This window comes from Halopseudomonas sp. Lyrl_26, from assembly GCF_051948695.1.
GTDB lineage: Bacteria > Pseudomonadota > Gammaproteobacteria > Pseudomonadales > Pseudomonadaceae > Halopseudomonas > Halopseudomonas formosensis.
The window spans coordinates 14,160-38,446 of sequence record NZ_JAYJLH010000013.1 but is presented as its reverse complement, the minus strand read 5'-3'; the positions used below and the strand labels follow the sequence as shown (position 1 = coordinate 38,446).

Annotated in this window: 28 protein-coding genes; 12 read left to right on the top strand and 16 right to left on the bottom strand. The window is 65.2% G+C overall.

What is annotated here, in order from left to right; genetic code table 11:
- Positions 1–122: 122 nt before the first annotated feature.
- The gene (gene ffh, locus VF673_RS12935) at positions 123–1,514 is read right to left on the bottom strand and encodes a signal recognition particle protein (RefSeq protein WP_273125827.1); all 1,392 of its coding nucleotides are present in this window, start codon (positions 1,512–1,514) and stop codon (positions 123–125) included.
- A 157-nt stretch (positions 1,515–1,671) separates the two neighbouring features.
- Between ffh and VF673_RS12930 the strand changes: the two genes are divergently transcribed.
- Positions 1,672–2,472 carry a cytochrome C assembly family protein gene (locus VF673_RS12930; RefSeq protein WP_440292260.1) on the top strand — a complete coding sequence of 267 codons (801 nt, stop codon included), beginning with the start codon at positions 1,672–1,674 and terminating at the stop codon, positions 2,470–2,472.
- Positions 2,473–2,506: 34 nt separating this feature from the next.
- Positions 2,507–3,781 carry an HlyC/CorC family transporter gene (locus tag VF673_RS12925; RefSeq protein ID WP_440292259.1) on the top strand — a complete coding sequence of 425 codons (1,275 nt, stop codon included), beginning with the start codon at positions 2,507–2,509 and terminating at the stop codon, positions 3,779–3,781.
- Between the two features lie 26 nt (positions 3,782–3,807).
- Here VF673_RS12925 and purT read toward each other — a convergent pair whose 3' ends face one another.
- From purT to VF673_RS12905, 4 genes are read right to left on the bottom strand one after another with little or no spacing between them, the layout of a single operon-like run.
- Positions 3,808–4,989: a formate-dependent phosphoribosylglycinamide formyltransferase gene (purT, locus tag VF673_RS12920; protein WP_090536083.1), complete on the bottom strand. Its 1,182-nt coding sequence runs from the start codon at positions 4,987–4,989 to the stop codon at positions 3,808–3,810.
- A gap of 16 nt (positions 4,990–5,005) precedes the next feature.
- On the bottom strand, positions 5,006–5,209 hold the full coding sequence (locus tag VF673_RS12915; protein WP_440292258.1) for a DUF1289 domain-containing protein: 204 nt from the start codon (positions 5,207–5,209) through the stop codon (positions 5,006–5,008).
- Entirely contained in the window at positions 5,209–5,733 is a 525-nt protein-coding gene (locus tag VF673_RS12910) for a gamma carbonic anhydrase family protein (protein ID WP_090536079.1), read from the bottom strand. Before VF673_RS12910 ends, VF673_RS12915 begins: the two co-directional genes overlap by 1 nt.
- A gap of 27 nt (positions 5,734–5,760) precedes the next feature.
- On the bottom strand, positions 5,761–6,357 hold the full coding sequence (locus VF673_RS12905) for an NUDIX hydrolase (RefSeq protein ID WP_320331364.1): 597 nt from the start codon (positions 6,355–6,357) through the stop codon (positions 5,761–5,763).
- A 177-nt stretch (positions 6,358–6,534) separates the two neighbouring features.
- Here VF673_RS12905 and VF673_RS12900 point away from each other — a divergent pair, with 177 nt between their 5' ends.
- The 3 genes from VF673_RS12900 (at position 6,535) to VF673_RS12890 (ending at position 8,678) form a co-directional block, all read left to right on the top strand.
- Positions 6,535–7,086: an NUDIX hydrolase gene (locus VF673_RS12900; RefSeq protein WP_090536077.1), complete on the top strand. Its 552-nt coding sequence runs from the start codon at positions 6,535–6,537 to the stop codon at positions 7,084–7,086.
- Complete coding sequence (locus VF673_RS12895; protein ID WP_440292257.1) at positions 7,083–7,571, top strand: L,D-transpeptidase family protein; 489 nt, start codon at positions 7,083–7,085, stop codon at positions 7,569–7,571. Before VF673_RS12900 ends, VF673_RS12895 begins: the two co-directional genes overlap by 4 nt.
- Positions 7,572–7,673: 102 nt before the next feature.
- On the top strand, positions 7,674–8,678 hold the full coding sequence (locus VF673_RS12890; protein WP_440292256.1) for a cytochrome-c peroxidase: 1,005 nt from the start codon (positions 7,674–7,676) through the stop codon (positions 8,676–8,678).
- A 64-nt stretch (positions 8,679–8,742) separates the two neighbouring features.
- Here the strand turns inward: VF673_RS12890 and VF673_RS12885 are convergent, their stop codons facing one another.
- From VF673_RS12885 to VF673_RS12860, 6 genes are all read right to left on the bottom strand, one after another.
- Positions 8,743–9,054 carry a Nif3-like dinuclear metal center hexameric protein gene (locus tag VF673_RS12885; protein ID WP_090536072.1) on the bottom strand — a complete coding sequence of 104 codons (312 nt, stop codon included), beginning with the start codon at positions 9,052–9,054 and terminating at the stop codon, positions 8,743–8,745.
- Positions 9,055–9,122: 68 nt separating this feature from the next.
- A complete protein-coding gene (locus VF673_RS12880; protein ID WP_440292255.1) occupies positions 9,123–11,150 on the bottom strand; it encodes a TonB-dependent receptor in 2,028 nt (675 codons plus the stop codon).
- A gap of 94 nt (positions 11,151–11,244) precedes the next feature.
- A complete protein-coding gene (locus VF673_RS12875; protein WP_440292254.1) occupies positions 11,245–11,955 on the bottom strand; it encodes an ABC transporter ATP-binding protein in 711 nt (236 codons plus the stop codon).
- Positions 11,948–13,177 carry an FtsX-like permease family protein gene (locus tag VF673_RS12870; RefSeq protein WP_273125429.1) on the bottom strand — a complete coding sequence of 410 codons (1,230 nt, stop codon included), beginning with the start codon at positions 13,175–13,177 and terminating at the stop codon, positions 11,948–11,950. The genes VF673_RS12875 and VF673_RS12870 overlap by 8 nt, the downstream gene beginning before the upstream one ends.
- A complete protein-coding gene (locus tag VF673_RS12865; protein WP_440292253.1) occupies positions 13,174–14,352 on the bottom strand; it encodes an efflux RND transporter periplasmic adaptor subunit in 1,179 nt (392 codons plus the stop codon). Before VF673_RS12865 ends, VF673_RS12870 begins: the two co-directional genes overlap by 4 nt.
- A gap of 69 nt (positions 14,353–14,421) precedes the next feature.
- Positions 14,422–14,859: a VOC family protein gene (locus tag VF673_RS12860; RefSeq protein ID WP_440292252.1), complete on the bottom strand. Its 438-nt coding sequence runs from the start codon at positions 14,857–14,859 to the stop codon at positions 14,422–14,424.
- Between the two features lie 146 nt (positions 14,860–15,005).
- Between VF673_RS12860 and VF673_RS12855 the strand changes: the two genes are divergently transcribed.
- Both VF673_RS12855 and VF673_RS12850 read left to right on the top strand, forming a co-directional pair.
- Complete coding sequence (locus tag VF673_RS12855; RefSeq protein ID WP_440292251.1) at positions 15,006–15,218, top strand: DUF2945 domain-containing protein; 213 nt, start codon at positions 15,006–15,008, stop codon at positions 15,216–15,218.
- Between the two features lies 1 nt (position 15,219).
- Positions 15,220–15,807, top strand: a complete 588-nt coding sequence (locus VF673_RS12850; RefSeq protein ID WP_440292250.1) for a DUF488 domain-containing protein — start codon at positions 15,220–15,222, stop codon at positions 15,805–15,807.
- Positions 15,808–15,820: 13 nt separating this feature from the next.
- Here the strand turns inward: VF673_RS12850 and VF673_RS12845 are convergent, their stop codons facing one another.
- Positions 15,821–16,795: an AraC family transcriptional regulator gene (locus VF673_RS12845; protein WP_273125420.1), complete on the bottom strand. Its 975-nt coding sequence runs from the start codon at positions 16,793–16,795 to the stop codon at positions 15,821–15,823.
- 94 nt (positions 16,796–16,889) lie between these two features.
- Between VF673_RS12845 and VF673_RS12840 the strand changes: the two genes are divergently transcribed.
- From VF673_RS12840 to VF673_RS12825, 4 genes are read left to right on the top strand one after another with little or no spacing between them, the layout of a single operon-like run.
- Positions 16,890–18,218, top strand: coding sequence for a flavin-containing monooxygenase (locus tag VF673_RS12840; protein ID WP_440292249.1), 1,329 nt, complete (start codon positions 16,890–16,892; stop codon positions 18,216–18,218).
- A complete protein-coding gene (locus tag VF673_RS12835) occupies positions 18,215–19,156 on the top strand; it encodes a bile acid:sodium symporter family protein (RefSeq protein ID WP_440292248.1) in 942 nt (313 codons plus the stop codon). Before VF673_RS12840 ends, VF673_RS12835 begins: the two co-directional genes overlap by 4 nt.
- On the top strand, positions 19,153–20,085 hold the full coding sequence (locus tag VF673_RS12830) for an SDR family oxidoreductase (RefSeq protein WP_090536053.1): 933 nt from the start codon (positions 19,153–19,155) through the stop codon (positions 20,083–20,085). Before VF673_RS12835 ends, VF673_RS12830 begins: the two co-directional genes overlap by 4 nt.
- Positions 20,085–20,816 (top strand): sulfite exporter TauE/SafE family protein, encoded by a 732-nt coding sequence (locus VF673_RS12825; protein ID WP_440292280.1) that lies wholly within the window; start codon positions 20,085–20,087, stop codon positions 20,814–20,816. The genes VF673_RS12830 and VF673_RS12825 overlap by 1 nt, the downstream gene beginning before the upstream one ends.
- A 3-nt stretch (positions 20,817–20,819) precedes the next feature.
- Here the strand turns inward: VF673_RS12825 and VF673_RS12820 are convergent, their stop codons facing one another.
- Complete coding sequence (locus VF673_RS12820) at positions 20,820–21,449, bottom strand: TetR/AcrR family transcriptional regulator (protein WP_440292247.1); 630 nt, start codon at positions 21,447–21,449, stop codon at positions 20,820–20,822.
- Positions 21,450–21,521: 72 nt separating this feature from the next.
- Between VF673_RS12820 and VF673_RS12815 the strand changes: the two genes are divergently transcribed.
- Entirely contained in the window at positions 21,522–22,628 is a 1,107-nt protein-coding gene (locus VF673_RS12815) for a DUF2855 family protein (protein ID WP_440292246.1), read from the top strand.
- Between the two features lie 2 nt (positions 22,629–22,630).
- On the opposite strand, the gene VF673_RS12810 is transcribed toward VF673_RS12815, so the two are convergent.
- The 3 genes from VF673_RS12810 to VF673_RS12800 form a co-directional block, all read right to left on the bottom strand.
- A complete protein-coding gene (locus VF673_RS12810) occupies positions 22,631–23,374 on the bottom strand; it encodes a pseudouridine synthase (RefSeq protein ID WP_440292245.1) in 744 nt (247 codons plus the stop codon).
- Between the two features lie 39 nt (positions 23,375–23,413).
- Complete coding sequence (gene sugE / locus VF673_RS12805) at positions 23,414–23,731, bottom strand: quaternary ammonium compound efflux SMR transporter SugE (protein WP_090536044.1); 318 nt, start codon at positions 23,729–23,731, stop codon at positions 23,414–23,416.
- Positions 23,732–23,842: 111 nt separating this feature from the next.
- On the bottom strand, positions 23,843–24,241 hold the full coding sequence (locus VF673_RS12800; protein ID WP_440292244.1) for a GFA family protein: 399 nt from the start codon (positions 24,239–24,241) through the stop codon (positions 23,843–23,845).
- Between the last annotated feature and the right edge of the window lie 46 nt (positions 24,242–24,287).

Below are 24,287 nucleotides of genomic sequence, written 5' to 3'. Positions count from 1 at the left end.
ATAGCCCGAAAGGTCGCGTATTCTACGGAATATCGCAAACAAATGAAACCCTTTGTGAGGCCTGCTCGACCACAGGTCGGACAGGCCAGATCAACCGATGCGGCGGGGGATGCCGACAGCGGTCAGAAACGCGGCATGCCGCCGCCCGGAGGCAGCATGCCGCCACCGCCCAGACCGCCCATGCCGCGCATCAGTTTGGCCATGCCACCCTTGCCGCTGACCTTCTTCATCATCTTCTGCATCTGCTTGTGCTGCTTGATGACGCGGCCGATATCCTGGATCTGGGTACCGGAACCGGCGGCGATGCGACGCTTGCGCGAGCCGCTGATGATATCCGGGTTGCGCCGCTCGGCCGGGGTCATGGAGTTGATGATGGCCTCCATCTGCTTGAACTGCTTCTCGGCCTGAACCTGAGCCGCTTCCATCTGCGACGGGTTGATCTTGCCCATCATCGGCAGCTTGTCCATCAGCGAGCCCAGCCCGCCCATGCCGCGCATCTGCTGCAGCTGGTCGCGGAAGTCTTCGAGATCGAAGCCCTTGCCCTTTTTCAGCTTGTTGGCCAGCTTCTCGGCCTTGGCCTTGTCCAGCTTCTGCTCGGCCTGCTCGATCAGACTGAGCACATCGCCCATGCCGAGGATGCGCGAGGCAACCCGGTCAGGATGGAAGGGCTCCAGCGCATCGGTCTTCTCGCCGACACCCAGGAACTTGATCGGTTTGCCGGTGATATGGCGGACCGACAGCGCCGCACCACCGCGGGCATCACCATCGACCTTGGTCAGGATGACCCCGGTCAGCGGCAGGGCTTCATTGAAGGCCTGGGCGGTATTGGCCGCGTCCTGACCGGTCATGGCATCGACCACGAACAGGGTCTCGGCCGGTTTGGCCGCCGCGTGCACCGCCTTGATCTCCTCCATCATGTCCGCATCGATGTGCAGACGACCGGCGGTATCGACGATCAGCACGTCCATGAAGCGGCTTTTCGCTTCACGCAGGGCAGCGTCGACGATATCCACCGGCTTCTGGCTGAGATCGGAGGGGAAGAAGGTGACACCCACCTCGCCGGCCAGGGTCTCCAGCTGCTTGATCGCCGCCGGACGGTAGACGTCGGCACTGACCACCATGACCTTCTTCTTCTGCCGCTCACGCAGGGTCTTGGCCAGCTTGGCGACGCTGGTGGTCTTACCCGCACCCTGCAGACCGGCCATGAGGATGACCGCCGGCGGGGTCACCGACAGGTTCAGGCCCTCGGCCTGCCCCATGACCGCTTCCAGCTCGGACTTGATGATCTTGACGAACACCTGCCCCGGCGACAGGCTGCGCGAGACTTCCTGGCCCACGGCCCGGTCGCGCACCTGATCGACAAAGCTCTTGACCACCGGCAGCGCCACGTCCGCCTCAAGCAGCGCCATGCGCACTTCGCGCAGGGTGTCCTTGATATTGTCTTCAGTCAGCTTGGCGCGACCGGTGATACCGGCCAGGGTACCGGACAGGCGTTCGGTAAGATTTTCAAACATCAGCGAATTCTCCTTGGCCCCGTAGACCCCTGCTGCGGGTTGAGGCAATCTGGCTGGGCAGTATACATTGGGGTTTGTGTGTGTGCAGCAAGCGCTTTATCCTCACCCCGGCTTGTGCGACACTTGATCGCCAATTGATAACCATTTGCAAGGACGTATGACTGCCCTGATTGCTACCCTCCTTGCCGCCGCGCTGTATCTGGGCGGTACCCTGTATCAGCTTCACTGTCTGCGGCAACGTCAGACAGCCAGTCCTTCGATCCTGCGCGGCGTCGGCGCCCTCGCCCTGATAGCCCACGCCATCAGCCTCTATGGCGAGATCTTCACCGGTCAGGGCCTGTCCTTCGGCTTCTTCCATGTTTCCTCATTGATTGCCTGGCTGGTCATCGCCGTCACCCTGGTATTCAGTCTGCGTGCACCGGTTACCAGCCTGTTGCTGGTGATGTTCCCGGTGGCACTGATCGCCAAGCTGCTGGCCTGGCTGCTCCCCGATCAGGGCGCGGCGACCGTCCCCGGGCACTCGGCGCTGCTGGTGCATGTGCTGATGTCCATACTGGCCTACGGCATCCTCGCCATTGCCGCCTTCCAGGCGAGTCTGCTGGCCCTGCAGAACCATCAGCTGCGCCACCGCAACCCGGTGCGTTTCAACCATACCTTTCCACCGCTGCAGACCATGGAAGCCCTGCTGTTCCAGTTCGTTCTCTGCGGCGAGGTATTGCTGACCCTGGCGCTGATTTCCGGCTTCGTGTTCCTGGACAACATGTTCTCCCAGGGCGTGGCCCACAAGACCCTGCTGTCATGCCTGGCCTGGGTGGTGTTCGGCATCCTGCTGTGGGGCCGGCACGTGCGCGGCTGGCGGGGCAGCAAGGCCATCCGCTGGACCCTGGCCGGCTTTCTCCTGTTGATGCTGGCCTTCTTCGGTAGCAAACTGGTCCGTGAATTCATCCTGCCCATGTGAGCGGGGCCCTGTCCGACCCGTACCGAGGTAGCTCTTGAGCGAGACTAGTACCGGCCTGTTACTGCTGATCCTGGCGTTGCTGATTGTCTGCTCGGCATTCTTTTCCAGTTCCGAAACCGGGATGATGAGCCTCAACCGCTACCGGCTCAAACACCTGAGCAAGAAGGGCAATCAGTCCGCCCGCCGGGCCGAGCGCATGCTGGGTCGGCCCGACCGACTGCTGGGTACCATCCTGGTCGGCAACAATATCGTCAATATCCTTGCCGCCTCCCTGGCCACCATTGTGGCCGTGCGCATCTGGGGCGATGCCGGGATCGCCGTCGCCACGGTGGCACTGACCGTGGTCATTCTCATCTTCGGCGAGATCACCCCCAAGACCCTGGCGGCGCTGCGACCGGAAGCGATTGCCTTCCGCGTCAGCCGGCCGCTCGCCGTGCTGCAGCGGCTGTTGTATCCGATCGTCTGGCTGTGCAATACCCTGAGCAACGGCTTGTTGCGACTGCTGGGCATCACACTGGAGAACGCCCAGGCCGCCCAGCTGTCGGCCGATGAGCTGCGCACCGTGGTCAACGAGGCCAGCCTGGGCATAACCCCGCGGCGCCAGAACATGCTGCTGAGCATCCTCGACATGGAACGCATGACGGTCAACGACATCATGGTGCCGCGCAACGAGGCCTACGGTATCGATCTGGATGACGACATGCCGACCATCCTCGAGCAGCTGCGCACCAGCCATCACACCCGCCTGCCGGTCTACCGCGGCGACATCAACAATGTCACCGGCATAGTGCACATGCGCGCCATCGCCCGCTTGCTCAGCCACAACGCGCTGACCAAGAACAAGCTGGTCGAGAGCTGCAAGGACCCCTACTTCATTCCGGAAAACACACCGCTGCACACCCAGCTGCTGAATTTCCAGAAGCACAAGCGGCGCATCGGTTTTGTCGTGGACGAATACGGCGATGTGATCGGGTTGGTCACCCTGGAGGACATCCTGGAGGAAATCGTCGGCGAGTTCACCACCGACCTGCTGCCGGCCAACCACGACATCCACCCCCAGGAGGATGGCACCTTCGTGATCGACGGCAGTGTCTACCTGCGCGACATCAACCGGCAGCTGCAATGGCATCTGCCCGAGGATGGCCCCAAGACCCTCAATGGTCTGATCACCGAGCGCCTTGAGCACATACCCGACAGCAGCATCGGCCTGAGTATCGACGGCTATCGCATGGAAATTCTGCAGACCAAGGACAACATGGTCAGAAGCGTGCGCATCTGGAGCGTGGATACCCCGGTGACGGCAGACTAGGACCGCTCCCCGCCTGCCGGAGACAGTTACAGCTCGACGCTGACCGCCTGCGCCGCGCGCAGCGCCCGGGCCCGCGCCAGCTCGATATTCTCATCCCGTGCCAGCACCACACCCATGCGCCGCAGACCTTCCACCGCCGGCTTGCCGAACAGGCGCAGCTGGGTATCGGGCTCGCTCAGGGCCTGGTGCAGGTTGCCGTAGCTGACGTTGCTCGAGTTGCCCTCGACCAGGATCACCGCCGAGGCGGCCGGACCATACTGGCGGATCTGCGGAATCGGCAGACCGAGAATGGCCCGGGCATGCAGGGCGAACTCCGACAGTTCCTGGGAGATCAGGGTCACCAGCCCGGTGTCGTGGGGACGGGGCGAAACCTCGTTGAACCAGACCTGATCACCCTTGACGAACATCTCCACGCCGAACACCCCGCGCCCGCCGAGCGCATCGGTGATGCGCCGGGCCACGTCCTGGGCCTGTGCCAGCGCCTGCTCGCTCATCTGCTGGGGCTGCCAGGATTCGCGGTAGTCGCCACTCTCCTGACGATGACCGATGGGCGCGCAGAAGCTGGTGCCACCGGCATGGCGCACTGTCAGCAGGGTGATCTCGTAATCGAAATCGACAAAGCCTTCGACAATGACCCGGCCGAGCCCGGCACGGCCGCCGGACTGGGCATAGTCCCACGCCGCCTCTATATCCTGCTCGCTGCGCACCAGACTCTGGCCCTTGCCGGAGGAACTCATCACCGGCTTGACCACACAAGGCAGACCGATTTCGCGGACTGCTGCCAGATAGTCGTCGCGCCCCTCGGCAAAGCGGTAGGGCGAGGTCGGCAGCTGCAGCTCCTCGCTGGCCAGGCGGCGGATGCCCTCACGGTCCATGGTCAGGCGCGCGGCGCGGGCGGTGGGAATGACGGTGTAGCCCTCCTCCTCCAGCTCGACCAGGGCCGCAGTGGCGATGGCTTCGATTTCCGGCACTATGTAGGCCGGCTTCTCCAGCTCGATCACCTGGCGCAGGGCCGCGGCATCCAGCATGTTGATCACATGGCTGCGGTGCGCCACCTGCATCGCTGGGGCATTGGCGTAGCGATCCACGGCGATCACCTCGCAGCCCAGACGCTGCAGCTCTATGGTCACTTCCTTGCCCAGCTCGCCCGAGCCGAGCAACAGGACACGGGTGGCGTTACCGGCCAGGGGAGTTCCGATACGGGGCATGCTGCCTATCCTTCTGTTATCTCGTTCCGACATTCATCCACACGCCCTGCTCCCGGGCGCGGATTTCACACTGACGCAGGATCTCCCGGCGTCGCTCGTTGCTGGCCCTGCCCCACTCGGTAATCTCCCTGCCACTGCGGTGGCAACCGGTGCAGATGTCATTGTCATCCAGACTGCATACATAGACGCAGGGCGACTTGACCGGGGTCTCGGTGCTCATCAGTCTTCCTGGGGGTGCAGGTCGCGCTTGAAACGCTGGGCGTTGTGTACGTAATGGGCGGCACCGGCCTTGATCGCCATTGCCTGCTGTTCGCTCAGCTGACGCACCACCTTGCCGGGCGAGCCCATGACCAGGGAGCCATCGGGAATTTCCTTGCCCTCGGGAATCAGCGCGTTGGCGCCGATGATGCAGTTGCGGCCGATCTTGGCGCCATTGAGGACCACGGCATTGATGCCGATCAGGCTGTCGTCGCCCACGGTGCAGCCGTGCAGCATGGCCTTGTGTCCGACGGTGACGTTCTTGCCCAGAATGAGCGGAATGCCCGGATCGGTATGCATGATGGCCCCGTCCTGGACGTTGCTGTTCTCACCGATAAGGATGAGTTCGCAGTCACCGCGCAGCACTGCGTTGAACCAGACGCTGGCGTTCTTCTCCAGACGCACCTTGCCGATGACCACGGCGGTCTCGGCGATCCATGCTCCTTCCGCCATCTCCACACGATCATCACCCAATCTGTACTTCATCCTGACTCCTCATGATTGTTCTGGTTTTCAACGTCTGTGCCCATCGGGCGGGACCTGCAGCGGAATCCGTGCGTCGAATGCGACGTTCATGAAATCCACCAGGATCAGGGCGGTCAGGCCCCAGATCCGGAAACCTTCGAAACGGTAACTGGGCACGTACCAGCTGCGCCCTTCATAGTCGATGCGGTGGGTCATCTCCCGGTTGTCCTCGAGGAAATAGCTCACCGGCACCCGGAACACTTCCTGTATCTCGTGCTCATTGGGGCGCAGATCGAAGACATCGGGCACTATGCCCACAAAGGGCGTGACCTTGATACCGAACCGGGATACCAGACTGCCGAGCGGCCCGACCACTTCCACCAGGTCCGGCAGCAGGCCGATCTCCTCGTGGGCCTCGCGCAGTGCGGTATAGGCCAGGTCGATATCACCGGGGTCCCGGCGACCACCCGGCAGGGCCACCTCGCCGGAATGGGTCGACAGGTTATTGGAACGCAGGGTGAGAATGATCTCCGGCCGGTCCTCCACGCAGGTGACCGGGACCAGAACGCCGGCTTCCGGCAAACCGGCTGTTTCAACCACCCGCGGCTGATACTCGGGAATCCGCGAGCGTACCTTGTCCAGCATCTGACCTACCTCGTATTTTCCTATCATGATGGCATGATCACCGACACCCGACCAGCACCCATGATTGCTGAATATATCCCCATGCCGGGCATTGTCGGCCCATTGCCTCTTTACCCCGCGGGCGATGCGCAGCAAGATGGAAGCCTGCCAGCCGACGAATCGAGGAACCCCCGCTACATGAAGTTCTGCAGCCATTGTGGCCAGCCGGTCACCGAGCGCATCCCCCAGGGAGACACCCGGCCGCGCTTCATCTGTGATGCCTGCCAGTTCGTGCACTACCAGAATCCACGTATCGTCGCCGGCTGTCTGGTCACCGAGGAGCGCTATGTGTTGCTGTGCCGGCGTGCCATAGAACCGCGCCACGGCTTCTGGACGTTGCCGGCAGGCTTCATGGAGAACGGCGAGACCACCGAAGAGGCAGCGCTGCGCGAGACCTGGGAGGAAGCCCATGCCCGGGTGCGCGATCAACAGCTGTATATGCTGTACAACCTGCCCCATATCAACCAGGTGTACATGTTCTTCCGCGGCCAGCTGGCCGACGGGGAGTTTGCTCCCGGCGAGGAGAGCCTGGAGGTACGACTGTTCAGCGAGGCGGAAATTCCCTGGGACCAGCTGGCCTTCCCCACCATCGGCAAGACCCTGCGCCAGTACTATCGGGACTACTCCAGCCAGCAGTTTCCCGTACGCATGCGCGACATCACCTGGCCGCCGGGGCACACCACCCGATGAGTCGCTGGCTACTGTTGTTGTGCCTGAGCCTGTTCTGCACCCTCAGCGCCGCCGCCCAGCCGGTCATCGACCAGCTGCGGGTTCACAAGCAGGAGCGCCGGCTGGATGTGATCAGCGAGGGCAAGGTGATTCGCAGCTACCGCATCTCCCTCGGTCGGCAGCCGGTGGGACACAAGCAGCACCAGGGCGACAACCGCACCCCGGAAGGCATCTATCACATCGACTGGCGCCACCGCAGTCCCAACTACAACCTCAGCATGCATCTGGACTACCCCAACCTGAAGGACAGGGCCGAGGCCTGGAAGCGCGGGGTCGACCCCGGCGGCATGATCATGATCCACGGCACGCCGGTGGATGATGACTACCCGGAATGGTTCTTCCACGGTCTGGACTGGACCAACGGCTGCATCGCCCTGCTCAACGCCGACATGCAGGAGCTGTGGGACCTGGTGCCCGACGGCACCCGGGTCGAGATATTACCTTGACCCACGTCAACCCTCCCGCGTGGTGGGTCTGAGACACTCCAACCCAGAGAATGAACATGGCGAAGACCATGCCTGCTGAGGTGCATGTAAGGAGTGTTGCCCATGAAGAAACTGCTTAGTCTTGCTGTCGCCGCAAGTATCGGCATCAGCGCCCACGTCCACGCCGACCGCCTGACCAGCGAGCTGATCAAACCGATCGAGCCGGCGGTAGTGACCGAGCCGGAAAAGGTCGAACTGGGCAAGAAGCTCTGGTTCGATCCGCGCCTGTCGATGTCCGGCTTCATCTCCTGCAACTCCTGCCACAACCTGTCCATGGGCGGCAGTGACAACCTGCCGACCTCCATCGGCCACAACTGGGCGGAAGGTCCGATCAACTCGCCGACCGTACTGAACTCCAGCCTGGCCGTGGCGCAGTTCTGGGACGGCCGTGCTGCCGACCTGAAAGAGCAGGCCGGCGGCCCGATTGCCAACCCCCTGGAGATGGCCTCCAACCACGCGCTGGCAGTGGACGTGATCAACTCGATCCCGCAGTACCGCGAAGAATTCGCCAAGGTCTACGGCAGCCCGGAAGTCACCATCGAAAACATCACCGATGCCATCGCCGTGTTCGAGGAGACCCTGGTCACCCCCAACTCCCGCTTCGATCTGTGGCTCAAGGGTGATGACAGTGCCCTGACCGCCCAGGAACTGGCCGGCTACGAGACCTTCAAGAGCATCGGCTGCGTGGCCTGCCACAACGGCCCGGCCGCTGGCGGCACTTCCTTCCAGCGCATGGGCGTGGTCGAACCCTACCAGACCGACAACCCGGCTGAAGGTCGTGTGGCCGTCACCGGCAAGGACGCGGACCGGTTCAACTTCAAGGTGCCGACCCTGCGCAACGTCGAGCTGACCTATCCCTACTTCCACGACGGCGCCTACTGGGAGCTGGAAAAGGCAGTGGATGTCATGGCTCGCCTGCAGCTGGGGCGTCAGCTCAATGACGAGGAGATCAACAACGTGGTCGCCTTCCTCAAGACGCTGACCGGCGATCAGCCCCAGCTGACCCTGCCGATCCTGCCGCCGTCGACCAACGACACGCCGCGTCCGCAGCCCTTCGGCGCCAAGTGATACCCAGTCGGTAACACGGCAATGCAAAAGGCCACCCTCGGGTGGCCTTTTCATTGTCCGCTTCCTACAGCTCCAGCAACGGCCAGACGTCGAAGGCCGGTTCCTCGTAGGGGTGGGCCTGACGCAGTGCAGCCACCGCCTGCTGGATGGCCTCATCCTCGCAGACCATTTCCACCCGGTACTCGGCGACCTGCTCCAGCCTGCCCGCCTCCCCGATGAAGGGATTGGCGCCGGACCCGGGGCGGAACTGCCCCTGACCCAGCACCTGCCAGCAGCAGTGCTCGTAGTCGCCCATACGCCCGGCGCCGGCATCGAATACCGCCTGCTTGACCGCCTCGAGATGGGACTCGGGTACATAGAAACAGAGCTTGTACATGCGTCACTCCACAGGGCACAGAGGGCCGCAGTGTCGCAGCCATGCGCCCGTTTCTCAATACCGCCGCCTCACAGACTGAAACGCACCCCCAGGGTCAGGTTGCGCCCCGGCAGCAGCACGTCGTCCTTGATGAAGGAGCTGTGCTGACGCGCCTTGTCATTCAGCAGGTTGCCGGCACGGGCGTAGATCAGGTAATCCACCCCCGCCTCGCTGAAGCCGCGGAAACTCAGGCCGGCGTTGAGCATGGTGTAACCGTCGGTGCCGGTTTCGTGCTCTGCCAGCCGGTCCTGACGCTCTACCCGGTAGGCCTCCAGCTCGCCATCGAGGGCGCTGGTGATCTGGCGGTTCAGCCGCAGCCCGTAGCGATCAGCGGGGATGCGCTCCAGATTGCCGCCGTCACGCAGCCGGCCACGTACGCTGTCGGCGAACAGCCCGAGCTCCAGGCGGTCGCTCAGGGCCAGGGCGGCACTGGCCTCGAAGCCACGCAGCACAGCGTCGTCCTGCCGGTACTCCACTACCCGGTAGTCGCCGCCGGGGTCATAGCCGGCATCGGCGGCATGGATGAAATCATCCACCTGATTGCGGAACAGGCTCAGGCTGTAGGTCAGCCGGCCGGCGGTCTTGCGCAGACCGAGTTCGAGGTTGTATCCGGTCTCCTCATCCAGCCGTGCATTGCCCAGCTCCACGGTGCGGGTCGCCGCGTGGGGGCCACGGGCATACAGCTCCTCGGCGGTTGGCAGGCGCTGGGAACGGGACAGATTGCCGAACAGGGCATAGCCCTCGGTGAACTGCCAGGTGCTGCCGAAGGCGATGGAGGTCCCGCGGTGGCGGCTGTCCGCCGCGCTGCGCTTGACCTGCACATCCTGCCATTCGTGGCGCAGGCCCAGCTCATGGCGCCAGGCCCCCGATTGCAACTCCTCCACCAGGAACAGGGCGTGGTTGCTGGTCAGGGTCGCCGGCACATAGGCCTCCTCGCCGAGGGCCGCGAAATCCCTGCGACTGCTCTGCCCGCCCAATACCCCGCGCCAGCCGGCGATGGGTCTGTGGGTCAGCTCGGCGCGCATCTCCTGCCCCCGGTTGTCGAAGCGGGTGCCCACCTCGCTGCCCTCCATCTCCCGGTGCTGATAGTCGGTGTTGGCCAGACGTACCCGCAGTTTCTCGAAGCCGGCCAGGGGTTCCCGATATTCACCCCGCAGATCCCAGCGCCGCTGACGCATGTCGATACGGGCATCGTCGTGGTCCTCATGGTCATGATCGTGATCCCCGTGCCCGTGACCATGCCCGCCGCAATGCCACACCGGGCCGTGGGTGTGGCAGTCCGCATGCTCATGGGCCAGCAGACCGTACTCGCGATTCTGCTCACTGTAGGCCAGCCCCAGATAGCCCCGCTCCCCGATCCAGCTCAGTCCCAGGGCCGCGGAATCGGCCTCGTTGAAGGCCCCGTCCTGGCGCGAGGGCGAACCCGGAATGCGATACTCGTCGGCCTCCAGACGGCTGCCCTCCAGCCGCAGCGCCAGCTGCCCCGCCCCTGCCGTCAGGCCGAAGGCACCGGCTTTCTCGTCGGCCACGGTATTGCCACGCAGCTCCAGATCCGCCTCCAACCCGTCCTCGGGCAGGTAGGTGGGCACCCGTCGATCGATCAGATTGACCACACCGCCAATGGCACCACCCCCGTACATCAGGGTCGCCGGCCCCTTGAGCACTTCAATGCGCTCCAGCAGCTGCAGCTCACCGGTACTGGCATGGTCGGGACTGCTGACGGAGGCATCCAGCAGATCGGCACCGTCACTCAGGACCCGTACCCGAGGACCGTCCAGGCCGCGGATGACCGGTCGCCCGACACCGGGGCCGAAGCCGCTCGACTGCACCCCGGGCAGACCGGCCAGGGTATCGCCCAGGGTGGCTGCGCGGCGACGGACCAGAGCATCGCCCTGCAACACCTCGACGGCGGAACTCAGCTCCGCGGCGTGGCGCTGGTAAGCAGTGGCGCTGACCCGGGTATCGGGCAGGCTCAACACCTCGGAAGCATGGGTTGGCGCTGCGCAGAGACTGGCCAGCGCCACGGCGCCAGCCAGGGAATGACAAACCTTGTTCATGTTATTCAGCCCTCGTTTTTGACACGACCCGGACCGCACGCCGGGCGAAGGGCGCATAATATGAATTGTTATATTATAACAATCAACCTGTTTTTCACGTAGGCATGGGACTGCTCGCCCCGTCGCTGACAATCCGGCCGTCTACCAGCTCTATGGTGCGCGGGCAGCTGGCCGCCAGTCGGGGGGCGTGAGTCACCACCAGGATGGAGCAGCCGAACTGCTCGTTGATGCGGCGGAACAGGTCGAACACGCTGGCGGCGGTACGACTGTCCAGGTTGCCGGTGGGCTCGTCAGCCAGCAGCAGCGGCGGTCGGGTCACCAGTGCCCGGGCGATGGCCACCCGCTGCTGCTGGCCACCGGAGATCTCGGTGGGCTTCTTGTCGGCAAGGCGCTCCAGCCCCACCTCTTGCAACAGGCTGCGGGCCAGCTCCACGGCCTCGGCCGACGGGCGCCCGCTGCGGATGATCAGTGGCATCAGTACGTTTTCCAGCACGCTGAAGGCGGAAATCAGATGGTGGAACTGGAACACGAAGCCCAGCGACTCATTGCGCATCCGGGTACGGGTGGCATCGTCGCTGCTGCGGGTCGGCCGCCCCTGCAGGTAGAGTTCTCCGGCGGTGGGCACATCCAGCAGGCCGATCAGATTGAGCAGGGTACTCTTGCCCGACCCGGATGGGCCGATCAGCGCCGTCAGCTCGCCGCGCCCCAGCCGCAGGTTGATGTCCTGCAGCACCCTGGCCTCCAGCGCAGTGCCCTGGTTGAAGGTCTTGCCGATGCCTTCCAGGCGCAGGACTTCATCAGACATAACGGATCGCCACCGCCGGATCATAGTGGGCGGCACGGCGGGCCGGCACCGCCGCTGCCAGCACGCCGGCCCCGCAGGCGATCAGCATGGCCGCCGGTATCAGCCCCGGCTCGACCGTCACCTGGAACAGCCCCGGGCCGAAGATGTTGAACACCTGCACCAGCAGCCAGCCCACGGCGCCGCCGATTCCCGAACCGAGCAGACCGAGCAGGCCGCCCTGCAGCAGGAATACCCGCAGGATCTGCCCGCGGGGGCTGCCCATGGCGCGCAGGATGCCGATCTCCCGGGTGCGCTGCACCACACTGACCGCCAGCACGCTGGCGATGCCGAAGGCCACCGAGATACCGACAAACAGGCGGATCATCTGTGTGGTCATGCTCTGGGAGCGCAGTGCGTTGAGCAGCTGGCCGTTGGTTTCCATCCAGCTCTCGCCCCTGAGGCCGGTCAGACGCTCGATACGCCGGGCCAGCTCATCGGCGGCGAAGATCTCGTCCACCCGGGTATCGATTACGGTCACGCCGCCGGGCAGCGCCAGCAGGGTCTGGGCCTGTTTGAGATCCAGGTAGACGTAACGGGCATCCAGCTCGCGCACACCCAGCTCGAAGATGCCGGCCACATCCACCACCGCCTCGCGGCCCTCGCCGCCGTCCAGCCGCAGCTTGTCGCCGGTATTGAGCCCGAGATCCCGGGCCAGCTCGCTGCCGATCACCGCGTGCCCTGCCCCGACCCGGAAGCGGCCGGCGAGCAGATCCTCGCTGATGGGGATGATGCGCTCATAGCGCAGCGGATCCATGCCGATCAATGCCACCGAGGCCCGTGCCACGCCGCTCAGGGCCAGCGCCGGCCCACTGACCACCGGTGACACGGCGGTCAGCCGCGGGTGCTGGTCGAGCAGGGTCACCACATCCTGCCAGTTGCTGATCGAGCGCAGCCGCTGGGCCCGCGGACTCTCGCGCAGCAGCGACAGGGTGCCGGCGGGCAACGGCGCCAGACGGTTGAATTCGTCCAGCGGCAGCACCCGGATATGCGCCTGGGTGCCCAGGGTGCGGTCCACCACGTTGCTCTGCAGACCGGTAATGATGGCGGTGATGAAGACGATGACCGCCGAGCCGACGGTGATGCCGAACAGGATCAGCAGGGTCTGCATGCGGTTGTCCAGCAGAAAGCGCAGCGCGATCAGCCACTCGGTCCAGGCACTGGACAGCAGCGGGCGAATGCTCATTCCCGCCGATCCTCGCGCAGCGGATCGATGCGTGCCCGCACCCGACGCCCCTCGGCCTGCTCATCGGTCAGCAGCACATCCCCGGCGCCCACCCCCTCCACCACCTCGGTCAGCCCGGTGCCCCGCAGCCCCAGGCGCACCGGCACCCGCTCGGCCAGCCGTCCGCCGGCCAGGCGCAGCACTTCGGCACTGTCACCCCGACGGTTGAACAGGGCATCATTGGGAATGACCAGGGCCTGATCCCGGCTGGCGGTGCGGATATCCACCGACACCGTCATGCCCTGGCGCAGAAAGTCCGCCGACTCCAGCAACTCCAGATGCACATCTATGGTGCCCCTGTTGGTATCCACCGCCGGGGCGATGAAGCTGACGCGGCCTTCCAACACCTTGATCGGATAGGCATCGGCAATGATCAGCGCCGGCTGCCCGACCGCCACCGGGCCCAGCTCCTTCTCATCCAGCGGCACCAGGATCTCCCGGCTGTCGGCCCGGGCGATCTGCAGCAGGGCCGTGCCCGGCTGTACCACATCCCCCGGCTCCACCGCGCGCACCTGTACCACGCCATCGAAGCGGGCGCGGATGCGGGTGCGCTCCAGCGCAGCGCGGGCGGCGGCCAGACGCTGCTGCAACAGTTGCTCGTCACTGCCGCCGGGGGCGGCCGCCGCCGCAGCGGCCTGGGCCCGCTGCAATGCCGAGCGGGCACTGATCTCGGCCTGCCGGGCCTGCTCGCCCTGTTCGGCCGGCAGCAGTTGCCGCGCCACCAGTGCTTCCCGACGCTCGCGCTCACGGCTGGCCTGGGCCAGATTGAACTGCGCCTCGCGCAGGGCGGCCTCGGTCTGCGGGCGTTGGGACTGGACCAGCTGCCGCAACGCCGCTTCCGCCTCGCGCAGCCGTGCCTGCTGCTCCTCGTCGTGCAGCTCGATCAGCAGATCCCCGGCCCGTACCGCATCGCCTTCGCGCACGTGCCGCGCCTTGACCACCCCGGTGATCTCGCTGCCGACCTGGGCCAGCGACTGGCTGTCGACCTCGCCGCTGGCCACTACCCGCTGCACCAGCGGACGCTGTTCCAGCTGATAGGCAGGAATCTCCGGCCCCTGCCACTGGCGCCAGGCAAACCACAGCAGCAACAGCACAAGCGCAAGCAGGATGGGTAACCAACGGCGAATTCGGGGCACGGGACAGGTCCTTGCGGCAACAGGATTATCGGCTAGTTTACCGCTGCGGTCGACTCTTTGCCGCCCGGCTCAGGCTCCCTGCTGAAGGTCGAAGGAGATCTGTACCGAAGGCGCACTGCGCCGGGCGGGGCCGTGATAGACCACCTCGATATTGTTGCCGTCGGGATCCAGCACGAAAGCGGCGTAATAGTCCGGATGATAGGGCCGCAGTCCCGGTGCGCCGTTGTCCCGCCCCCCGGCGGCCAGCGCCGCCTGGTAAACCGCCTCCACGGTCTCCCGGTCCGGCGCCTGGAAGGCCAGATGATGACGCCCTGTGGGCTCGCCGAGTGCCGCCGGCGAGTCCAGCGCCGAGAGCACCAGCTCATCGATCCAGACAAAGCCCTCGCCACGCCCGCCGACCGGTATGCCCAGCCCGGCGGCGACAGCGATATAGAAGCGTTCAGCGGCGGGCAGATCGCGCACCACCAGTTGCACATGATCCAGCAGTCTGCCGCGATGCAGTTCCATGGTTTCCACAGCTCACCTCCGGTCTGGGGTTGACGATCCCTCCAGCCTAGTCCCGGGACTGGTGGCCTGCCAGCCGATTGCCGACACAACCTTCCGCGCCTTTGCCGGTCACAGAAGACAGGCACACCCGTCCTGAGGAGGCCGCCATGGCACCCCGATTCAAGGTCGATGATCACGTCAGCTGGAACTCCGAGGCCGGCCGGGTCAGCGGCACCATCATCAAGGTGCATACGTCCGATATCAGCTACAAGGGCCACCCCCGCCGGGCCAGCGAAGACAAGCCGCAGTACGAGATCCGCAGCGACAGGACCGACCACATCGCCATGCACCGGGAAGACGCCCTGACCAGGATCAAGTGACATGGCCCAGCCGCAGACCATCTGGACCCTGGGCCATTCGACCCGCTCGATCGAGGACTTCATCGCCCTGCTGCGCCATTACCGAATAGAGGCCCTGGCGGACGTGCGGCGCTTTCCGGGCTCCCGCCGGCTGCCGCAGTTCGGCCAGCAGGCGCTGCGAGACAGCCTGCAGGCGGCGGGCATCCATTACCAGCTGCTGACGGAACTCGGCGGCCGGCGCCGCCCCTCAGCCGACTCGCCCAACACGGCCTGGCGCAATACCTCCTTCCGCGGCTACGCCGACCATGTGGCCAGTGCCGAATTCGCCCGGGGCCTGGCCCGCCTGCAGGAACTGGCTGCGCGGCACCGTACCGCGCTGATGTGCGCCGAGGTGCTCTGGTGGCGCTGCCACCGCTCGATCATTTCCGATGTACTGATGACGACGGGAGTGCAGGTGCTGCACATCCAGGACGAACAGCACTGCGAGGAACATCCCTATACCCGCCCTGCCCGCCTGTATCATGGCGAGCTGACCTACGAGGCCGGCCGCGGCGAGCCGCTCAATGCCAGGGAGCGGGAACAGCAGGTTCAGCAGCAACTGGATCTGTGAAACCGACAGGCTTTCAGCGCCGGGTTTCCCGATAGCGCGCAGGCGTGACGCCCTGCCAGCGGCGGAACGCTCGGGTAAAGGCGTTCTCATCGGAAAAACCCAGTTGCTCGGCGATCTGCGACAGGCGCAGGTCGCTACCCAGCAGCTGGCAGGCCATGGACTGCAATACGCTGTCGCGCAGCGCCTTGAAGGTCAGCCCGTCCTCGGCCAGCCGCCGGTGCAGGTGCCGGCCGCTGAGCTGCAGCTGTTCGGCAATGCGCTCCTTGCCCCAGCGCGGATGGGCGCGTATCAGCTGTTCCACCTCGGCCGCCATGCTCTGGCGACCCAGCTCGGCGAGCATCTGATCGGCCAGCTGGCGCAGGTGGTCGCGCAGCACGCTGTTGGCCTGGATCTGCGGCAGCGCCAGCTGCTCGGGGGTGATGCCCAGCTGATAATGCTCGGCCTGAAAATGCACCGGGCAGCCGGTCAGCTCTGCATAGCGTTCCGGCGCGGCCAGTGGCCGGTGGCGCAGCCAGATGCCCGCCGGCTGGAAGCGTCCGCCGGTGGCCCAGCCGGTCAGGTTGAGCAGGCTGCCCATGGCCGCCTCGGCCCGTTCCGCCTGGCGCACCTGGAAGCGCGGGCGATACTCGACGAACACCAGCTCCGTTTCACGGCGCAGACGGAATTCACCGCCATCGCTGATCACCGGGGTGTACTCCATGAGTTCCTCCAGCGCTTCGCCCAGGGTGTCACAGGTCACCAGCAGCATGCCGAGACTGTCCAGATGCCCGACCTGGATCTGCAGGCCCAGCTGCAGCCCCACCAGGGGATCACCACTGGCCTCGCACAACGCCTCCCAGAGTTCGTCCTGCCAGTGGATGGGCACCCGCTGCAGCCCCTCCATGCGGGCGCGCAGCGCCTCCGGCAGGGCAATGCCGGCCCGTTCGGCCAGCTGCAGCATGGCCTGGCTGTACCTGGGAGTGACTGTCTGTTCGCTGATATCGTGCATGGCCCGTATTGCCGGTTCCCTGTCCCGTTTGGTGGGATACGTACTGATTCCCGTGCCGTAGACTCGGCATCATAACAATAAGGAGTCAGCATACATGTATGCCATCATCGGCGCCGGACCCATGGGTCTGGCCAGCGCGCGCAATCTGCAGAAGCTTGGAATCCCCTTCATCGGTTTCGAACAGCACAGTGATGTCGGCGGCCTGTGGGACATAGACAACCCGCACAGCACCATGTACGACAGCGCTCACCTGATCTCGTCCAAGCGCATGACCGAATTTGCCGAGTTCCCCATGGACGACAGCGTGGCGCCCTACCCGCACCACAGCGAGATGCGCCGCTACTTCCACGACTACGCCTCGCACTTCCAGCTCCGACGCCATTACGAGTTCAACACCCGGGTCATCGAGCTGACGCCGGACGGGGACGGCTGGATGCTGCTCAGCGAGCGCGATGGTGTACAGCAAAGGCGCCGATTCGATGGCGTGCTGATCGCCAACGGCACCCTGCACAAGCCGAACATCCCCGGTCTGCCGGGGCAGTTCAGCGGCGAACTGATGCATTCGGCGGATTACCGCAGCCCCGAGGTATTCAAGGGCAAGCGGGTGCTGTTGGTCGGCTGCGGCAACTCCGGGGCGGACATCGCCGTGGACGCCGCGCACCACGCCGCCAGCGTGGATATCAGCCTGCGCCGGGGCTACTACTTCCTGCCCAAGTTCGTCCGGGGCCGGCCCATCGACACTCTCGGCGGCAAGCGCCGTCTGCCGCGCCCGCTCAAGCAGCGCATCGATGCGGCCATGATCCGCATGATCCTCGGCAAGCCCTCGGACTACGGTCTGCCTGACCCCGATTACCGCATGTACGAGTCCCACCCCGTGGTCAACTCGCTGATCCTCCACCATCTGGGGCATGGCGACATCACCCCGCGTCGGGATATCGCCGCCATCGACGGGCACCGGGTGAGGTTTGCCGACGGCGCCAGCGCCGAATACGACCTCATACTCCAGGCCACCGGTTACCAGCTGGACTACCCCTTCATCGAGCGCCGCCACCTGAACTGGCCCGAAAATGAAGACGCACCCCAGCTGTACATGAACATCTTCCACCCGCAGTACGACAACCTGTTCATGATGGGCATGATCGAGGCGACGGGCCTGGGCTGGGAGGGCCGCAACCAGCAGGCCCGTCTGGTGGCGCTCTACCTGCACCACCGGCAGGCCGGCAGCCAGGCGGTGGCGGCGCTGGATCAGGCCCGGCAGAACCGGGCCGGCGAACGGCTGGACGGCGGCTATCGCTACATCAAGCTGGCGCGCATGGCCTACTACGTGAACAAGGAGGTCTATCTGGCCGCGCTGCACCGGCATATTGCGGAGCTGGAGCAGGCGCTGCCCGCGGCACCCGCCGCACTGGTGGTGAGCCAATGAACGGCGCACCGGCGCTGGATTTCGATCCGGCCAGCATGGTGGTGCTGAACATCATCATGGCCTGCATGATGTTCGGCGTGTCCCTGTTCCTGCGCCTGGAGGACTTCCGCCGTATCGCCCGGGCTCCGGTCACACCGGTGGTCGGGCTGGTCGCCCAGTTCCTGCTGCTGCCCGCCGCCACCTGCCTGGTCACCTGGTGGCTGCGCATTGATGCGGAACTGGCGCTGGGAATGATCCTGGTCTCGGCCTGCCCCGGCGGCAGCTTTTCCAACGTCATGACCTGGCTGGCCCGGGGCAACCTGGCGGTGTCGGTGAGCATGACCGCGGTCTCCAGTCTGGCCGCCACCATCATGACGCCGCTGAATTTTGCCCTGTACGGCTGGCTCAACCCCCATACCCGCGCCTATCTCACCGAGATCAGCCTGGAGCCGGGCAGCGTGCTCTGGCTGGTGCTGCTGGTACTGGCCCTGCCCATGGCGGTGGGCATGACCACAGGTCGCCGCTTTCCCGGTCTGGTCGAGCGCAGCGAGAAACCCCTGCGGGTGATATCCCTGCTGGTCTTTCTCGGCTTCGTGGCGATTGCCTTCAGCCGCAACGTCGATCTCTTCCTCGCGCGGTTCCACAGCTTCTTCTGGCTGGTGGTCGGCCACAACCTGCTGGCACTGCTGCTGGGCTACGGCATGGCCCGTCTGTGCCGCCTGGCTGAGAGCGACCGCCGCGCGGTGACCCTGGAGGTCGGCATCCAGAATTCCGGACTGGGCCTGGTCATTCTCTTCACCTTCTTCCCCAATGCCGGCGGCATGCTGCTGATCACCGCCTTCTGGGGCGTATGGCATCTGGTCAGCGGCCTGACCCTGTCCCAGTACTGGGCACGCCGGCCACTGCCCGCCGATGATCCCGCCCTGGCGCCCGCCACCATCAAGGAGCAACTGTCATGACACCGCGCATCCTGATTACCGGCGCTGCCGGCTATCTCGGACATCAACTGGGTAACCGTCTGGCCACGGATCTGCATGTTGTCGGGACCGATATCCGGGCACGGGATGATCTGGACTTCCCGGTACACCAGCTGGATATCCGCGACCCGGCGCTGGCCGAGCTGCTGCAGGAGCAGCAGATCACCCACGTAGTGCACCTGGCCTCGGTACTCCAGGCCTCCGCCGACCGCCATCGGGACTTCGACATCGACGTCAACGGCACCCGCAACGTACTGGAATGCTGCCTGCGCGCCGGGGTAAGGCACCTGACGGTGACCAGCTCCGGCGCGGCCTACGGCTACCATGCGGACAACCCGGAGTGGATCGACGAGCAGGACCCGCTGCGCGGCAATCCCGAGTTCGCCTACTCCGACCACAAGCGGCAGATCGAGGAAATGCTGGCAAGTTATCGCCAGGGCCATCCGCAGTTGCAGCAGCTGATCTTCCGGCCCGGCACCATACTCGGCGCCGACACCCGCAACCAGATCACCGAGCTGTTCATGGCGCCGCGGCTGCTCGCCCTGCGCGGCAGCGATTCGCCCTTCGTGTTCATCTGGGATCAGGACGTGATCGCCGCCATGGAGATGGGGCTGCGCCAGAGCCGCACCGGCATCTACAACATGGCCGGTGACGGCGCCCTGAGCATGCGCGAGATTGCCGCGCGGCTGAACAAGCCGGTGCGCACCCTGCCGGTATGGCTGGTACGCCTGGGGCTGCAACTGGCCCAGTGGCGCGGCCGGCCCACCAGCCCGGCGCAGGTCAGGTTCCTGCAGTACCGCCCGGTACTCAGCAACCGGCGTTTGAAGGAGGAGTTCGGCTTTGTGCCGAGCAAGACCTCCGCCGAGACCCTGGACTATTTCGCCCAGTGCAGTGGAGCCCGCCGCCCGTGATGGATCCCTGGCTGTGGATAGGCCTGTTCGTCCTGCTCTCCTATACGGTGGAGGCCGTCACCGGCTTCGGCAGTCTGGTCATCGCCCTGGCCCTGGGTGCGCTGCTGCTGCCGGTCGCTGAGCTGCTGCCGGTGCTGGTGCCGCTGAACGTGCTGATGAGTGGATCGCTGGTGCTGCGCCATCGCCGCCAGCTGGACGGTGCCCTGCTGCTGCGGGTGATATTGCCGCTGATGCTGCTCGGCACACTGGCAGGATTCGCCCTGCAGCAATGGCTGGCGGACGATCTGCTCAAGGGGCTGCTGGGAATACTGATGCTGTGGTTCGCCGGCCGTGAACTCTGGCGTCTGCACCGCGGCAGACCGGCGCGGCCGCACCCGCCGTGGCTGAGTCGACTGCTGACCCTGGGTGCGGGCCTGACCCACGGCCTGTTCGCCTCGGGCGGTCCGCTGCTGGTGTACGCCCTGGCCGGGACCCAGCTGGACAAGCGGCGGCTGCGGGCCACCCTGCTCTGCGTCTGGTTTTCCCTCAATGCCTGCCTGAGTCTGATGCTGCTGATGCAGGGCGAGCTGGTTCCGGCCCTGCCCCGGTTGCCCTGGTTCATCCCGCTGCTGGTGCTGGGCATGCTGGTCGGTGAATACCTGCATCACAGGGTCAATGAGCAGCGCTTCCGCCAACTGGTCTATGGTCTGCTGCTGGTGACCGGGACCATCCTGACGCTGCAGTCGCTGTAGGGCTCAGTCGATCGCCCGCAGCCTGGCCAGGCACAGCTGCTCCATCTCCACGGCCCACTGCTGCATCCGGGGCTGGTCAAGGCGCAGTTGCATGGCATAGCGGCGGCCACCCCAGATCGCCAGATGCAGGGCCTCGACCAGGGCCTCATCCGGTCGCCGGGGCAGGTCGCTGCAGGCATCGAATACCCGTCGCCACATGGCCAGGAACTCGCTCCAGGCCCGCTGCTGATGCTTCTGCTCGGCAATCCGCGGCTCCAGCGCCAGCATGTCGGGATGAAACCAGGACACCGACTGGCAGCCACTGAGCAGCTGCACCAGCCGGCGCATGCGCTCTTCCCAGCTCAGTTGTGCCGGCGCCACCACCTGCTGATCCACGGCCTCGATCAGGGTCTCCATGCAGTGGCGTACATAGGCCGAATGCAGCGCCTCCTTGCTGGGAAAGTAGTCATACAGGGTGCCGATGGCGACCCCGGCTTCCAGCGCCACCGCCCGGGTGGTCAGCCCCTCCCAGCCGTCACGCTGCCAAATCCGAACATAGGCATCGAAAATCGCCTGCACGGTGAACCTTGCCCGGGCCTGAGTGGGGCGTTTGAGCGGTTTGCTGCGGGTTACCGAAGGGGTCTTGCTGCTCATGGTTATCCGAACCCGGCCAGCGTTCGGCTGGCGTACCCTGTCGATGGAATGAATTTGATCAAGGAGCCCATCATGACCCAGATCCAGAGTCTGCAGACGGACAAGCGCGATCTCGCACGTACCCGCATCGTTACCCAAACCCAGGGCGATCTGCAACCCGGCCAGGCACTGCTGAAGATCAGCCGGCTGGCACTGACCACCAACAACATCACCTATGCCGCCTTCGGCGACACCCCGCACCTGCGCTACTGGAACTATTTCCCCACCGACGAGGCGGGCTGGGGCCACATGCCGGCCTGGGGTTTTGCCGAAATCGTCGAAACCACCGTCGAGGGTCTGGAAGTCGGCGAGCGCTTCTATGGCTACTGGCCGATCGCGACCCATCTGGTCGTCGAGCCCGTGCGCGTCACCGAGCGCGGCTTCTATGACGGCGCAGCACACCGCCTGGACCTGGTCTCGGCCTACAACCAGTACCAGCGCAACAGAACCGACGCCGCCTACCGTCCCGAAAACGAAGATTACCAGATGCTGCTGCGGCCGCTGTTCATCACCTCCTTCATGCTGGCTGACTACCTGGAAGACAACAGCTTCTTCGGCGCCAGGCGCATCGTTGTTTCCAGCGCATCCAGCAAGACGGCCTTCGGTACCGTGTTCTGCCTGGAAGGCCGTGACGATGTCGAGCTGATCGGTCTGACCTCGGGCAGCAACAAGGCCTATGTCGAGAGCCTTGGCTGCTACCACAAGGCCGTCACCTACGATGAGCTGGAATCCCTGGATCCCTCGGTACCCACCCTGTACGTGGACTTCTCCGGCAACGGCGAACTGCGCCAGCGCATCCACAACCACTTCAAGGGCACCCTGGTGCATGACTGCTACGCCGGCTCGGCGCACAGCCAGGACCACATCAGCGATCAGAACCTGGACCTGGCCGGCCCGCAGCCCCAGGCCTACTTCGCCCCCAACCAGATCCGCAAGCGCAATGCCGACTGGGGTCCGGCGGAGGTCACCCGCCGCTTCAATGCCGCACAGCTGAGCTTCATCGACCGGGTGCGCAACCCCGCTGCGCCCTGGCTCGAGCTGCAGGTCCATCAGGGTCTGGAGAGCGGTCCGGCACTGGTGGATACGCTGGTCAACGGTCGCATCAACCCCAGCGACGGGCATGTACTGATTCTCGACTGAGATCAGTCCGGCAGGGACGCCGGCAGCCCGCCGTCGAAGATCTCCAGCACCTGCTGGAAACTCGGCTCGGGCGGGCAGTGCAGCTTCATCGGCTGGCCGGTCGCCGGATGGACGAAGGCCAGTCCGGTGGCCGCCAGCATCAGCCGGCTGTAGCCGAAACGCTCGGCAAAGTAGTGGTTGTGCCGGGTCCGGCCGTAGTTGGTGTCGCCGATGATCGGATGACTGATGTGCTGCATGTGCCGACGCAGCTGATGCTTGCGCCCGGTTTCCGGGCGCAGCGACATCAGGCTGTAGCGGCTCTGCGGATAACCCTCCACCGCCACCGGAATCTCGGTGATTGCCAGTCGCTCGAAGCGGGTGACGGCTTCGCGCACCGGCTGGGGCTCATCCCTGCAGCGCCGGTCCACCGCATGTTCCCGCAGCGGATGATCAATCACCCCCTGCTCCGCCGCCCAGCCCCGCACCAGCGCCAGATAGCTCTTCTGTACCTGCCCGGCCATCAGCGCCTTGCCGAAGGCACTGGCCGTGTCCGGGTCCCGGGCAAACAGCAGCAGGCCCGAGGTCGGGCGATCCAGTCGGTGGCAGGGATAGACGTGGGCGCCGCCGTTGAGCTGGCGTGCGTACTGCAGGGCAAATTCGGTTTCGTGACGGTCGATGGGGCTGCGGTGCACCAGCAGACCGGCCGGCTTGTGCACCGCCAGCAGCCAGTCGTCGCGATAGAGTTCGATCAGTGGATTGTCTGCCATGCCCGGCGCCCCGCTTAGAAGGCGCCGAGCATAGCATGATCAGCCGCTGGCCAGTTTCAGGCCGACGATTCCGGCGCCGATCAGCAGCAGACTGATCAGCCGCAGCGGGCTGGCGGGATCATCGAACAGCAGAATGCCCAGCACCACCGTGCCCATGGCGCCGATGCCCACCCAGACTGCGTAGGCGGTACCCACCGGCAGGGTCTTCATGGCGATACCCAGCAGCCAGACGCTGATCAGCATGGACAGACCGGTGGCGACCGATGGCCACAGACGGGTAAAGCCCTCGGTGTATTTGAGGCCGATGGCCCAGCCGATTTCAAACAGACCTGCGACCACAAGAATGGCCCAATTCATGTTACCTCCGAATGGGGCCGTCCCCTCGCGAATGACGAGGCGGGGTCGTCCCCGCCTCCTGAGTGAAGCCGGAGTATATCAACCCCGCCGGCCGGGTCCAGTCAGTGAGGTTCAGCCGAATTCGCGGTGCTGCGGCAGGTCATCGGTGATCTCGTACCAGGGCGCCTTGCTGTCGACGAACACGTGCTTCTGCGGGCGCACCCCGGGATCGCTGTCCAGGGTTCCCAGGGGGAAGCCGTACACCTCGGGACGGGCATCGAAACGGGTGAACAGGCTGGAGCCGCACACCGAGCAGAAGGCCTTGTGCTCCCCCGGGGATGATTCATAGAAACGGATCAGCTCCTGCCCCTGCAGCAGTTGCCAGTCCGCCGAGCGGATCCGGCCACAGGTGCGGAAGGCGGCGGCGTGCAACTTGCGGCACATGGAACAGTGACAGTGGTAGACATCGGAAATCGGGCCGTGGATACGGTAGCGCACGCCCCGGCACAGGCAGCTCCCCTCAAGAGTCATGGCATCCTCCTCCCCGTTCGGGCTTCAGCCCAGCATAGCTCCGGAG

Coding starts and splice junctions, on each gene's coding strand:
- ffh (WP_273125827.1), bottom strand. CDS start 1,514: ATGTTTGAAAATCTTACCGAACGCCTGTCCGGTACCCTGGCCGGTATC.
- VF673_RS12930 (WP_440292260.1), top strand. CDS start 1,672: ATGACTGCCCTGATTGCTACCCTCCTTGCCGCCGCGCTGTATCTGGGC.
- purT (WP_090536083.1), bottom strand. CDS start 4,989: ATGCCCCGTATCGGAACTCCCCTGGCCGGTAACGCCACCCGTGTCCTG.
- VF673_RS12915 (WP_440292258.1), bottom strand. CDS start 5,209: ATGAGCACCGAGACCCCGGTCAAGTCGCCCTGCGTCTATGTATGCAGT.
- VF673_RS12910 (WP_090536079.1), bottom strand. CDS start 5,733: ATGAAGTACAGATTGGGTGATGATCGTGTGGAGATGGCGGAAGGAGCA.
- VF673_RS12905 (WP_320331364.1), bottom strand. CDS start 6,357: ATGCTGGACAAGGTACGCTCGCGGATTCCCGAGTATCAGCCGCGGGTG.
- VF673_RS12900 (WP_090536077.1), top strand. CDS start 6,535: ATGAAGTTCTGCAGCCATTGTGGCCAGCCGGTCACCGAGCGCATCCCC.
- VF673_RS12895 (WP_440292257.1), top strand. CDS start 7,083: ATGAGTCGCTGGCTACTGTTGTTGTGCCTGAGCCTGTTCTGCACCCTC.
- VF673_RS12890 (WP_440292256.1), top strand. CDS start 7,674: ATGAAGAAACTGCTTAGTCTTGCTGTCGCCGCAAGTATCGGCATCAGC.
- VF673_RS12885 (WP_090536072.1), bottom strand. CDS start 9,054: ATGTACAAGCTCTGTTTCTATGTACCCGAGTCCCATCTCGAGGCGGTC.
- VF673_RS12880 (WP_440292255.1), bottom strand. CDS start 11,150: ATGAACAAGGTTTGTCATTCCCTGGCTGGCGCCGTGGCGCTGGCCAGT.
- VF673_RS12875 (WP_440292254.1), bottom strand. CDS start 11,955: ATGTCTGATGAAGTCCTGCGCCTGGAAGGCATCGGCAAGACCTTCAAC.
- VF673_RS12870 (WP_273125429.1), bottom strand. CDS start 13,177: ATGAGCATTCGCCCGCTGCTGTCCAGTGCCTGGACCGAGTGGCTGATC.
- VF673_RS12860 (WP_440292252.1), bottom strand. CDS start 14,859: ATGGAACTGCATCGCGGCAGACTGCTGGATCATGTGCAACTGGTGGTG.
- VF673_RS12855 (WP_440292251.1), top strand. CDS start 15,006: ATGGCACCCCGATTCAAGGTCGATGATCACGTCAGCTGGAACTCCGAG.
- VF673_RS12850 (WP_440292250.1), top strand. CDS start 15,220: ATGGCCCAGCCGCAGACCATCTGGACCCTGGGCCATTCGACCCGCTCG.
- VF673_RS12845 (WP_273125420.1), bottom strand. CDS start 16,795: ATGCACGATATCAGCGAACAGACAGTCACTCCCAGGTACAGCCAGGCC.
- VF673_RS12840 (WP_440292249.1), top strand. CDS start 16,890: ATGTATGCCATCATCGGCGCCGGACCCATGGGTCTGGCCAGCGCGCGC.
- VF673_RS12835 (WP_440292248.1), top strand. CDS start 18,215: ATGAACGGCGCACCGGCGCTGGATTTCGATCCGGCCAGCATGGTGGTG.
- VF673_RS12830 (WP_090536053.1), top strand. CDS start 19,153: ATGACACCGCGCATCCTGATTACCGGCGCTGCCGGCTATCTCGGACAT.
- VF673_RS12825 (WP_440292280.1), top strand. CDS start 20,085: ATGGATCCCTGGCTGTGGATAGGCCTGTTCGTCCTGCTCTCCTATACG.
- VF673_RS12820 (WP_440292247.1), bottom strand. CDS start 21,449: ATGAGCAGCAAGACCCCTTCGGTAACCCGCAGCAAACCGCTCAAACGC.
- VF673_RS12815 (WP_440292246.1), top strand. CDS start 21,522: ATGACCCAGATCCAGAGTCTGCAGACGGACAAGCGCGATCTCGCACGT.
- VF673_RS12810 (WP_440292245.1), bottom strand. CDS start 23,374: ATGGCAGACAATCCACTGATCGAACTCTATCGCGACGACTGGCTGCTG.
- sugE (WP_090536044.1), bottom strand. CDS start 23,731: ATGAATTGGGCCATTCTTGTGGTCGCAGGTCTGTTTGAAATCGGCTGG.
- VF673_RS12800 (WP_440292244.1), bottom strand. CDS start 24,241: ATGACTCTTGAGGGGAGCTGCCTGTGCCGGGGCGTGCGCTACCGTATC.